We start from the raw sequence: 10,979 nt of genomic DNA, 5'->3' as shown, positions 1-10,979 counted from the left end.
ACCGTACCGGCCGCACGTTGTGATCCGGCCTCCCCCTGCGGGAGAACCCGCTCGGAACAACGGCCAGGGACGGCCCCTGCCTGCCGACTCGAATACGCATGAATCTAATACGCAGACCTTCCACCTAGGATCTCGGGGCCTCACGGGCGGGAATCCCCACGGCACTTCTGTCACACGTCGCTGCCCGGCTCCTCACACCTCGCCCCCACCGAAGCCGACCCCGTCCCGGGGAGCTCGTTCGACCGAGATCCGTTCGATGCGCGGCAGTGCGACAGCAAGCACCGGCAGATACCCCGCCGCCCAGACCGGAGCACCGAAGCTCAGGACACAACCACCCGGTACCTCGATCACCTCGTGCCGCGTTGCGCCCACTCCTGCGACCTTCCACGCCCACAGCCGCCGCTCCACGAAATCGGTGATCTCGAACGGCAGGGACAGCCCCACCGCGGTCGTGACCGTCCCTCGCGCACCGACCGCCAAGCCCGAGTCACCGTCGACCCGGGCCGCCGAGACGGTGGGCCCCCACCGCGGCCAGCTCTGGACATCGGTGATGACTGACCACACCGTCTCCGGGTCCACATTCATCCGCAGTTCGGTCGTCCACATCCCGCGACGAAACGTACTGCGGACTCTCAGCATCGAGCTGAGCCGTGTGGCGAGTGCGAGGTGTGTCATCGTCCGGTCCGGCTGGTCCGCTCCCGGGGATCCCCGGCCTCGTCTCGTGATGGGGTCCCCCACCCGGTTGATGGCGGTCTCCAGTGGTCACGCACGTGACGGATCATCAGCCCATGGTGGCAGAGCATCGCGCGGGCGCAACCGCCGACGGTGGCGGCAACGTCACGAAGGCCTACACCACGACGGCGGAGTGCGGTCGGTCAGCTGGTCCGGTCCAGGATGATCCGACTCGCTTCCCGGGGCGCGTCCCATTGCGGGAAGTGGCCACACCGATCGAACCAGTGCAGTGTCGCGTCGGGGAACGCGCGGGCGGCGCGCTCAGCCTGGGCCGGCAGTGTCACCAGGTCGCGACGTCCCCACCCGATGGTGACCCGTCCCGGGACCGTGCCCGCGGGGGCACCCTGCTGCGGGGGGCCCTTCGTGAGCGCGTCCATCGCCGGGCCCGTCGCCGGTGCGTCGGCCAGCCCGGCCACGTCGGGCAGCACGGTCTGTGCCGACAGCGCCCATGGCCGCGCAGACAACTGCGCCAACAGGGCGGTCCGACTCACCGGATTGCCCAGGAGTGCCGGGAGCACTCTGCGCACGGCGCTGACCAGGGCGATCGACGGTCGGAGGGTGGCGCTGAAGATCGCCAGCTCGCGATCACTCCAGAACCCGCCGGGGTCCAGCGCCACGGTGTCGCCACCGACGCCGCGCCGGGCCAGCTCGAGCACGATCCGCCCACCCATCGACTGTCCGGCCGTGGCGACCCCGTCCAGACCCAGCTCCCCGATGAATCCGGCAACGGCGTCGGCCAGAGCCGCGATCGTGACCTCGCCCTCGAGCGGCGGGGACTCGCCAAAACCCGGCAGGTCGACCGCGATGACCTCGCGACTCGCGGCCAGTTCGTCGATGATGGGCTCCCAGGATCGCCAGCCCGCGCCGAGTCCGTGCACGAGCAGTAGAGGGCTACCTTCGCCGCGTCGAACATGATGCAACGTCATGGGACAAGCCTACGGAAGCGCGCGGAGGAGAGGTCGCGCGAAGTGTCACGATCGGGGCCCGGCGCCCGGGTCCGAGGTGGCAGGCCGTCGTCACCAGATGGGACGATGGCGAGATGCACACCCCACCCGGCATGGACCGCGATCGCGACGAGGACGGCCGCGCGCGCAACTCACGCCCGCGCGACGAACTCGGCCGCCCGTTGCCGCCTGGAAGCGTCGGTGTCGAGCGCATCCCCGAGGATCTCGATCTGCCCCCCGCCGAGTCGCTGGAGTGGGCGCAGGATCTCCTGGACCGGGGCCTCGCGTTCAATGCCCACGAAGTGCTCGAGGGAGCCTGGAAAAGCTCCCCGGAGGGCGAGCGCCTGCTCTGGCAGGGCCTCGCCCAACTCGCGGTCGGCATCACTCATATCCAGCGCGGCAACACCAAGGGCGCGTTGTCGTTGCTCGCTCGTGCCGCCGAACGTATCGGCCACGCCGGCGGCCCCACGCCCCACGGAATCGATGCGACCGGGTTGGTCTCCCACGCTGACGGACTCATCGCCACGGTCGAGAGGGGCGACGAACCCTCCCCGGATCAGCTGACGCCGCGTCTGCGCAACCGGTCAGCTCATCCCTGACATCCGCCGTGGACGGCGGGCGCTGCCACCACTCCCCTCCCGCACCGGAGAGCTCCTCGCTCGTGCGTCGATGCGGTCTGGTCAGTGCTCGCCGACGGCGCGGGCGTGCCCGACCGCGGCGTCGACGCCGTCGGTCCAGGGTTCCCCGTGTCCGGGCAGGACGGTGGAGGCTCCGGTATCCGCGATCGGACCCAGCGACTCCATTGCGAGGGCGGTGTCGGCCGTGGCCGCCGAGGCGACGATCTGCGGCCCCGTGGCGCCGGTGTACGGGTCCAGGGTGACCAGCGCGTCCCCACTGATGACCGTGTCCCGGTCGAGTAGGTGCAGGATGCAGTGCCCTCCGGTGTGGCCGGGGGCGAACATCGCCACGGGACGGCCCGGGACGTCCAACTCGGTGCCCACCTGCAGCTCCCCGGTGTCCTCGATCCCCTTGATGGTGAGAGCGCCGGCCATGGCCATCCGACCGAGCACGGGAAGCGACCGGGGATGGGTGAACGGGTACAGGAATCGGTTCCGCTGGGGCGTGTAGCTGTAGGGGTGCGCGGCCAGGTGTCCGTCTGCCGGGTGCACGAGCACCGGCACCCCCATTTCGGTCCGGGCGCGTCGCGCGAAGCCGACGTGGTCGAAGTGCCCGTGGGTCAGCACGAGCGCCCGCACGTCGGCGGGACCGCGCCCCAGCCGAGCGAGGGTGTCGGTCATGAGGTCCCACATGCTCGGCAGACCGGCGTCGACGAGGGTCACCCCGTCCTCGTCGTCGACGAGATAACAGTTGACGTGTGCATGCGCCAGGCGATGGACCCGGTCGGCGACTTCGGTGGCGTGCACGGTGCTCCTCTCCGGCGGTGGCTCCGTCCGGTCGGTCACGGATCGCATCGAGGTCCCGCCCGCCCGCGGTTGCGCCCGCAGTTGTGTGACGAGGCTCCTCGCCCTCCGATGCTGTCGCAACCGTTGGCCCGAGCCCCCTGGGTAGGTTGGGTGCAGTGAGCGCTCTCATGCAGACCGGCGCCGCCGTCTCGCCGGTCGTGGTGGTCCTGGGCCTGTTGGCGCTCCGGGCCCGCTCGCTCCTCGCCGGGACGGTGGGACTGGCCACCGCCGTCCTCGCCGCGGCCGCCGTCTTCCGACCCGACGACGACGAGGTCCTCACCACCCTGGCTCAGCTGGGGCCGACGGTCCTCGAGGTCGCGCTCATCCTCCTCGGCGGTGTCCTGTTGGCCACGGCCCTGTCGGCAACCGGGAGCAGAGACCACATTGCCGGGTGGCTGGAACGGATCTCCTCGGGCGGTGATCGGGTGCCCGCGATCCTGTTGTTGGTATTCGGGCTCACGCCGTTCATGGAGTCGGTCACCGGGTTCGGGCTCGGCGTGGTGATCACCGCACCGCTCCTCGTCCGGATGGGACTGTCGCCGATGAAGGCCGTGGTCACGGGGCTGCTCGGACTTGTCCTGGTCCCGTGGGGCTCACTCGGCCCGGGCACCCTCGTGGCCGCGGAGCTCGGCGGTCAGGACGTCGCGGAACTCGGATACTGGTCGGCCCTCCTGACCTTGCCGGTCCTCGTCGCGAGCATGACGACCGTCCTCGTCGTCGTCACCACCCGACCCCCGGCGCGCCACGTGGCGCTCGGCGCCGCCGTCGTCGTGACCCAGTGGGGTGCCCTCGTCGCGTCCAACGCCGTGATCGGCGTCCCGCCGTCGGGCATCCTCGCCTCGGCCGCCGTGATAGCCCTCCTGCTGGGCGTCGCGCGAGTCCGGTACGGCGCGCTCCCCGCCGTCACCGCCCAGCTCGTGCGCGGGCTCGTCCCGTTCGCGGTCCTCCTCGCGGGGATCCTCGGCACCACGGCCGCGCTCGCCCTCGCCGGCGCCCCGGCCGGGACGGGATGGCTCACCTCCCCCGCCCTCTGGGTGAACGTCGCGGCCCTCGTCGCGCTCCGCGTGTACACCACTCCGGGCCCGCCCGTGACACGCCTGGTCCGGACGACGCTGGCGACGTGGGTCCCCGTCGCGGGCAACGCCATCGTGTTCATGTCCATCGGCATCGTCATGGCCGCCGCCGGGATGGCCACCCACCTCGCCGATCTCGCCGCCGGGTTCGGCACGGCGTCACTCGCCGGGATCCCGGCCATCGGGGCGCTCGGCGGCTACCTCACCGGCACCAACACCGGTGCGGCGGCCATGTTCTCCACCGCCACCTCCGGCGCCGCGACCGGGCTGGGAGCCGACAGCCTCATCACGCTCGCCGGTCAGAACGTCGCCGGGTCGTTCGCCATCATCGTCTCGCCCCCGCGCGTCGCACTGGCCGTCGGCGTGGTCATGGCCGGCCGTACGCGACTCCCCCGCGCTGCCACCCGGACGCTGGCCACCGCCGTCGTGGCCGCCACGATCATGCTCTGCGCGACGGTCGCCGTCCTGGCGTAGAGTGCGGACCACGCGACCCGAGAGACAGCGCGACCCGAGAGACAGTGAGTTCCACCATGAACCATGTGACCGAGACCGCCGACCGCATCCTCGCCCGCGCCAAGGAGTCCGCGCACGGGCGCCACGCCGAGATCCTCGTCCGCGAGGGGCCCCTGCGGCAGTCCCTCCTCGCGCTGACCGAGGGCACCGAACTCGAGGAGCACAACTCTCCCCCGGCCGCGAGCCTCTACCTCCTGCAGGGCGCCGTCCGCGTCACGGGTGACGGGTCCATGGACATCGCGGCGGGCGAACTGCACACACTCACCCACCACCGCCACGCCGTCACCGCGCTCGCCGACTCCGTATTCCTCCTGACGACGGTCACCAGCATCGCCGGCCAGGGCAGCTACGACGAGCCCGCCGTTCCCTGACCACCCGCGCCACAGTCTGACCATTCCGCCTCTGCTGCACCCTGGTGCGGACGGCGGACACGGCGGATACTCGTGTCATGCGCACCCGGCACCTGGCCGTCGTCATCCGCCGCTCCCCCGACGAGGTCTACGCCCTCGCCGCCGACCCGGCCCACCTGCCCTCGTGGGCGGCCGGACTCGCGGCGGGTGAGGTGCGATCCGACGGCGACACCCTCGTCGTCGACTCCCCCATGGGCGAGGTCCGCGTCCGGTTCACTCCTACCAACTCGTTCGGTGTCCTGGACCACGAGGTCACGCTCCCCGACGGCACTGCCACCCTCAACCCCCTGCGCGTCCTTCCCCATCCGCACGGGAGCGAGGTGGTGTTCACCCTGCGTGGGACCGACGGCGACGACGACGAGTTCGAGCAGGACGCCGCCGCCGTGGCCGAGGACCTCGAACGTCTCCGGGGGCTTCTCGAGGGATCCCCGGCGCCCGTCGCGGATGCGCCGGATCGTCCCGCCGAGCGGTCAGAGATCCGCGTGGCCACCCCTGCGGACGCAGGATCACTCGGTCAGCTGCTCTACGACTTCAACACCGAGTTCGACGCCCCGACCCCGGACGCCGTCGCCGCCACCGCCCGGTTCGTTGACCTCCTTGCACGCGACGACGTCCTGGCGCTCCTCGCCCGTGTCGATTCCGACGCCCGGACCGACATCGCGTTCGCGTTCCTCACCCTGCGCCCCACGCCGCTATGGGACGGGCCGCTGGCACAGCTCGAAGAACTCTACGTCCGTCGAGACCGTCGCGGGAGCGGGGTGGGCGCCGCGCTACTGGCCCGTGCCGTCGGTGAGGTCCGCTCCCGGGGCGGCGAGGAGCTGCTCGTCAACGTGGACGCCGATGACGTCGACGCCAGGCGGTTCTACGAACGGCACGGGTTCTCCGACCGCGACCCCGACACGGGCTCCGGCATGCGGTGCTACCTACGGCAGCTCACGGTCGGACGGTGAGCGACTGGGCGACGGTCCCCAACGGCCCGGCCTCATCGTGGATCACGCTCGACGTCAGCCCCAGCCCGCCGGGCCCGAAGGTCACGCGTGTGTCGAACCCCAACCACTCGCCTGCCGGCGGGCGGGTGAGGTGCGCGGTGAGGTCGATGTTCGGATAGTGCACCGACGTCGGATCGGCCCGGACCGCCATCCCGTTGGCGATATCGAACAGAGCGGCCATCCGCGCCAGTGCGCTGACATCCTCGCCGGTCAGGAGTGGGACGCCGGTACGGACCCAGTACCGCGACCGGCCGGGGCCGTCGCTGATCCGCCGGACCTCGGCCGAGGCGAGGTACCCCCCGCGCCAGATCGTGGTGGGGTCCCACGGCTCCATCCGCTCCGGCGGCGGGATCGGGGCGAATCCGGCGCCCGCGATCGCCTCGGTATCGCGGGGCTGCTGCAGCCACGCCCGCAGTCGGATGCCGGTGCGCTCGCCGTGCCCACAGGTGGCCTCGACCAACTCGATGGTGCGCCCCGGTCGGACGACCTCCACCCGGATGTCCATGATGTCCATCGGCACCACACCGAGCAGTTCGTAGGACAGGCGGGACACCACCATGGAATCGTCGCGACGAGCGGCCAGGTCGAGCTCGACGGCGTGGACGAGCAGACCGAGTGCGGGTCCGATGTGCTGGGTCGACTCGTCCCACGCTCCGCTCACGTGCTCGGTCGGGCGGAATCTTCCCGGCCCGAGACGATCGAAGTACGCCATCTCCGTCCTCCAGTCGGTGAGTGGTGATTAACTAAAAAGCGTACACACCGACGTGGGAGAGACGATGCAGGACGAGACGTACGACGAGTTCACCGCCCCGATCGACGACAGGTACCTCGAGGACTACACCGAGGGCGCGAGGTACCGGTTCGGTGAGGAGTCGGTCGACGCCGAGGAGATCCTTGAGTTCGCGCGTCGCTATGACCCGCAGAGCATCCACACCGATCCCGAGGCGGCCGCCGCCGGCCCGTTCGGCGGACTCATCGCCAGCGGGTGGCAGACCGCCGCACTGATGATGCGCCTGTTCGCGGACAACTACCTGACCAGCGTGGCGAGCCTGGCCTCCCCCGGCATCGACGAACTGAGGTGGGTGCGCCCGCTGCGGCCGGGCGACCGTCTGACCCTGCTCTGCGAGACCACCGGGGTCCGACCGTCCAGGACCAAGCCGGACCGCGGCGTGCTCACCACCGATGTCACGCTGGTCAACCAGGACGGGGATCCGATCCTCACCGCCACCGCGATGAACATGGTCGCCCGTCGCGGATGACCCGGGCCGCCCGGCGCGGACGTGACTACAGACCCCGGCCCCACCCGGGGCCGCCCCCGCGGCTACAGACGGGGGGTGAGGTGGAAGACGGGTAGTTCGCGGCTGGTGCGCCGAGCGTAGATCTCGTAGTTCGGCCAGACACGGGCCGCCGCCGACCATGCCGAGTCCCGCTGGTCACCGGTCAATTCACGGACGTCCACGACCAGCCTCGCGCCGTAGACCGAGATCTCGACCTCGCCCTCGGCGGCGGCCCGGAGATTGTGGACCCAGGCCGGGGTCTTCTGCCCACCCCAGTTCGACCCGACGACGACCAGCCCGTTCCCCCACGACGCGCACAACAGCGGCGTGCTGCGTGGTGCGCCGCTCTTTCGACCAGGGACGTGCAGGGTCAGAGTGGGCAGCCCCGCGACCCGGAGAAGCGGCACCCGCCCGCGGGTGACCCGGTCGAGCCACCGGTCCACCGTCACGACAAGGTGGGAGTTCTCCCGGGTGGCGTCCTGTCGGCCGAACCACACGGCGATCGGGGTGAGGATGTTGCCCATGGGGCAAACCCTATGTCGTGCGCCCGTCCGCGCGCCGCCGGACCGCCTCACCGGCCGTCGCGAGCAGCTGAACCGACTCGACCCATCCACTGCGGAGCCCGGTCTCCAAGGCCGCCAGGTGGAACGACCACATCCGTCGGTAGACGGCGTCGAACCCCAGCGCGGCGGCATCGCGTCCGCGCTGCGCGAACGTCTCCGACCACAGGCGCACGGTCTCCGCATGATGAGCGGTGATCTCCACCCGCCCCCGGAGCGTCAGACAGGGCGCCCGGTCGACCATCTCGACGAGTTCCGACCACCCCACCGGGGGCCCCGCCTCGGACACGTAACGGGACTCCCACGCGGCCAGCTCCACGACCGCCGGGGTGGGCCGACCCGGTGAGACCGTCGTCTGGAGGGCGAGACGGCCCCCCGGGCCGAGAAGCCGGGCGGCCACGGCGAGGACCTCGGCGTGCCCGGCGGATCCGGCGGTGATGCCGGGGTCCACCGCGACGACGGAGTCGACCGCGCCCGCGACTTCCGACGGCGCTCCGAGGAACAGCGAGATCTCCTCGTCGAGACCTGCCGCGGTGAACCTCGACCCGAGCGTCGCCAGTCTCTCCGTCGACGATGTCATGGTTCGGACGTGCGCCCCGCGCTCGGCAGCCCTCATGGGCAGTTCGCCCCACCCCGGTGTGGCGACCAGGGCACGGGTCCCCTCCCCGATCCCGGCCAGCGTCAACAGGGTGTCCGCGGCCCGGCGTTGGGCGTCGCCGAGGTCGGTGCGGTGCGGCGGAGCCGCCGGCGCTTCGAGGCGTACCACCTCGGTCCCGTCGTCCAACCGGGCACGGGTGCGCGCTCCGGAAGCGAACACTGCACCCGCGGTCGACATCGTCTCGTCCGTGTACAGCGAGGTCAGCGCGCCGGGGACCGAATCCTCCAGTTCCACGGCGACCGGCCCGCCACGCCGACGACCGCCACCGGCGGGGCCGCGACCCTCCCGGCCGTACGCGCGTTCACCAGGGTGCGCGCAGTCGGCGTTCGAGGCGATCCACGGGGCCAGCACCGCGATGGCGGCACACAGGTCCGGAGTGGCCCAGTCGCCCGCCATGAACGACTCGCCGAGCCCCACCACGCCAGCGTCCGCCAGCCGAGCCCAGAAGTGATCGGGTTCGCGCAGTACCACGCGCACCGGGGCGTCGTACTCTCCGGCCGCCGACGAATCGGGGTAGTCGATCCGCACCCCGAGCTCGCGCGCCGACCGCCGGAGCGCCTGGGCGACGAGCGCCGAGGGCTGTCCCCCCGGTCCGGACGGTGGCGCGAGCGCGGGCCAGCGCTCGAGGTCGACGGTCTGCGGTTCGACTCTGACCACCCTGTCCCTCCCTCCGGGGCTCTCGTCAGGTGGACGGTACCGTCGCCTGCGCGTCCGCCCGGTCAGGCGCGGCGGGGGGCCACCCACCCGCGTGCGGTGCGGCTACCTGTGCACGGGGTCAGGCGGAGCACTATCCTGGGGACCCGTGCCCGGCGTCATCCCGCGCGGGCCCCAGACCGACGAGGCCACCGAGCCCCTCAACCCAGACCAGCCTCATCAGGAGCCGCCATGACCGAGCCCGCAACCGACCAGGTCACAGCCACCGCACCGGCCGGCCGCCGGCACCGCGTCGTCATCGTCGGCTCCGGCTTCGGCGGTCTGTTCGCCGCGCAGCAGCTCGCCAAAGCGGACGTCGACGTGACCCTGGTGGCCAGGACCGGCCACCACCTGTTCCAGCCCCTGCTGTACCAGGTGGCCACCGGCATCCTCTCCGTGGGCGAGATCGCCCCGCCGACGCGACTCATCCTGAGGGATCAGAAGAACGCCACCGTGGTCCTGGGTGATGTCGACACGATCGACGTGGCCGGGAAGAGGATCCACGCCTCGGCAGGACACATCGACTTCGATCTCGAGTACGACAGCCTGGTCGTCGCCGCGGGGGCCAACCAGTCCTACTTCGGGAACGACCACTTCGAGCGGTGGGCGCCGGGGATGAAGACCGTCGACGATGCGCTCGAGTTGCGCAGCCGCATCCTCGGCTGCTTCGAGCAGGCCGAGGTCATCGACGACGAGGAGGAGCGCCGCCGGCTGCTGACCTTCATCATCGTCGGGGCCGGCCCGACCGGGGTCGAGATGGCGGGTCAGGTCGCCGAGCTCGCCCAGCACACCCTGAAGGACAGCTTCCGCCGCATCGATCCGGCGTCCGCACGCGTGATCCTCCTCGACGCCGCCCCGGCCGTGTTGCCCCCGTTCGGAAACAACCTCGGCAACGCGGCCCGCGCTCGGCTGGAGAAGATGGGCGTCGAGATCCAGCTCAACGCCATGGTCACCAACGTCGACTACCAGGGCATCGAGGTCAAGGACCCGGACGATTCGGTCCGCCGGATCGACGCCTCGTGCAAGATCTGGTCAGCGGGCGTCAAGGCCAGCCCGCTCGGCAAGCAACTCGCCGACCAGACGGATGCGGAGATCGACCGTGCCGGGCGCGTGCTGGTCAACAAGGACCTCTCACTGCCCGGTCACCCGGAGATCTTCGTCGTGGGCGACATGATGAGCCTCGACGGATTGCCCGGTGTCGCGCAGGTCGCCATCCAGGGCGGCAAATATGCGGCCAAGCAGATCATGGCCGAGGTGGAGAAGGGCCGGACCCCCGCCGAGCGGAAGCCGTTCAAGTACTTCGACAAGGGGTCCATGGCCACGGTGTCGCGCTACAGCGCAGTCGTGAAGATGGGACCGATCGAGATCTCGGGCTTCATCGCCTGGGTCATGTGGCTGGTGGTCCACCTCGCCTACCTGATCGGCTTCAAGAACCGGATCACCACCATGTTCTCGTGGGGCATGCACATGGGCGGCGACCACCGGTCGCAGCTGACCTCCACCAAGCAGTGGGTCTACGCGCGCCAGGCCATCGAGCGGGTGGCTGCGGACGAGGCGGCCGCACTCCAGTCGGCCGAGCGGTCCCGCGTCGAGGCGCAGCAGTCGGCGTCCGCCTCGGCCACGACCGACTGACCGGGGCGAGACGGCGACGCGCCCGGCGGGATCCA

12 protein-coding genes are annotated in these 10,979 nt (G+C 71.1%); 6 read left to right on the top strand and 6 right to left on the bottom strand.

The window, feature by feature from the left end:
- Positions 1-192: 192 nt before the first annotated feature.
- On the bottom strand, positions 193-606 hold the full coding sequence (locus J1M64_RS00495) for an SRPBCC family protein (RefSeq protein WP_154830687.1): 414 nt from the start codon (positions 604-606) through the stop codon (positions 193-195).
- A 269-nt stretch (positions 607-875) separates the two neighbouring features.
- The gene (locus tag J1M64_RS00490) at positions 876-1,658 is read right to left on the bottom strand and encodes an alpha/beta fold hydrolase (protein ID WP_154830686.1); all 783 of its coding nucleotides are present in this window, start codon (positions 1,656-1,658) and stop codon (positions 876-878) included.
- 113 nt (positions 1,659-1,771) lie between these two features.
- Here J1M64_RS00490 and J1M64_RS00485 point away from each other — a divergent pair, with 113 nt between their 5' ends.
- Entirely contained in the window at positions 1,772-2,275 is a 504-nt protein-coding gene (locus J1M64_RS00485) for a DUF309 domain-containing protein (protein ID WP_154830685.1), read from the top strand.
- A gap of 81 nt (positions 2,276-2,356) precedes the next feature.
- Here J1M64_RS00485 and J1M64_RS00480 read toward each other — a convergent pair whose 3' ends face one another.
- On the bottom strand, positions 2,357-3,100 hold the full coding sequence (locus tag J1M64_RS00480; protein WP_307872332.1) for an MBL fold metallo-hydrolase: 744 nt from the start codon (positions 3,098-3,100) through the stop codon (positions 2,357-2,359).
- 155 nt (positions 3,101-3,255) lie between these two features.
- Here J1M64_RS00480 and J1M64_RS00475 point away from each other — a divergent pair, with 155 nt between their 5' ends.
- The 3 genes from J1M64_RS00475 to J1M64_RS19605 all read left to right on the top strand — a co-directional run bounded on the left by J1M64_RS00475 (position 3,256) and on the right by J1M64_RS19605 (position 6,085).
- Positions 3,256-4,686 (top strand): L-lactate permease, encoded by a 1,431-nt coding sequence (locus J1M64_RS00475; protein ID WP_206472005.1) that lies wholly within the window; start codon positions 3,256-3,258, stop codon positions 4,684-4,686.
- A 56-nt stretch (positions 4,687-4,742) separates the two neighbouring features.
- On the top strand, positions 4,743-5,096 hold the full coding sequence (locus J1M64_RS00470) for a cupin (protein WP_206472004.1): 354 nt from the start codon (positions 4,743-4,745) through the stop codon (positions 5,094-5,096).
- Between the two features lie 515 nt (positions 5,097-5,611).
- Complete coding sequence (locus J1M64_RS19605; RefSeq protein ID WP_256821372.1) at positions 5,612-6,085, top strand: GNAT family N-acetyltransferase; 474 nt, start codon at positions 5,612-5,614, stop codon at positions 6,083-6,085.
- Here J1M64_RS19605 and J1M64_RS00460 read toward each other — a convergent pair.
- Positions 6,069-6,836 carry a thioesterase family protein gene (locus J1M64_RS00460; protein WP_206471998.1) on the bottom strand — a complete coding sequence of 256 codons (768 nt, stop codon included), beginning with the start codon at positions 6,834-6,836 and terminating at the stop codon, positions 6,069-6,071. The genes J1M64_RS19605 and J1M64_RS00460 overlap by 17 nt on opposite strands.
- Positions 6,837-6,900: 64 nt before the next feature.
- On the opposite strand from J1M64_RS00460, the gene J1M64_RS00455 reads away from it, so the two are divergent.
- The gene (locus tag J1M64_RS00455; RefSeq protein ID WP_132063292.1) at positions 6,901-7,383 is read left to right on the top strand and encodes a MaoC family dehydratase; all 483 of its coding nucleotides are present in this window, start codon (positions 6,901-6,903) and stop codon (positions 7,381-7,383) included.
- Positions 7,384-7,445: 62 nt separating this feature from the next.
- On the opposite strand, the gene J1M64_RS00450 is transcribed toward J1M64_RS00455, so the two are convergent.
- Together J1M64_RS00450 and J1M64_RS20270 are read right to left on the bottom strand one after the other, a co-directional pair.
- Positions 7,446-7,925, bottom strand: a complete 480-nt coding sequence (locus J1M64_RS00450) for a nitroreductase family deazaflavin-dependent oxidoreductase (RefSeq protein ID WP_069388887.1) — start codon at positions 7,923-7,925, stop codon at positions 7,446-7,448.
- A 10-nt stretch (positions 7,926-7,935) separates the two neighbouring features.
- Positions 7,936-9,276 carry a class I SAM-dependent methyltransferase gene (locus tag J1M64_RS20270; RefSeq protein WP_069388888.1) on the bottom strand — a complete coding sequence of 447 codons (1,341 nt, stop codon included), beginning with the start codon at positions 9,274-9,276 and terminating at the stop codon, positions 7,936-7,938.
- A gap of 228 nt (positions 9,277-9,504) precedes the next feature.
- Here J1M64_RS20270 and J1M64_RS00440 point away from each other — a divergent pair, with 228 nt between their 5' ends.
- The gene (locus J1M64_RS00440; RefSeq protein ID WP_163375751.1) at positions 9,505-10,944 is read left to right on the top strand and encodes an NAD(P)/FAD-dependent oxidoreductase; all 1,440 of its coding nucleotides are present in this window, start codon (positions 9,505-9,507) and stop codon (positions 10,942-10,944) included.
- Positions 10,945-10,979 lie beyond the last annotated feature (35 nt).

Origin of the sequence: Dietzia sp. KRD202, from assembly GCF_017168155.1 — a bacterium.
Lineage (GTDB): Bacteria > Actinomycetota > Actinomycetes > Mycobacteriales > Mycobacteriaceae > Dietzia > Dietzia kunjamensis.
Note: the sequence above shows the minus strand (reverse complement) of the source record. Positions and strands in the feature narration are given on the sequence as shown.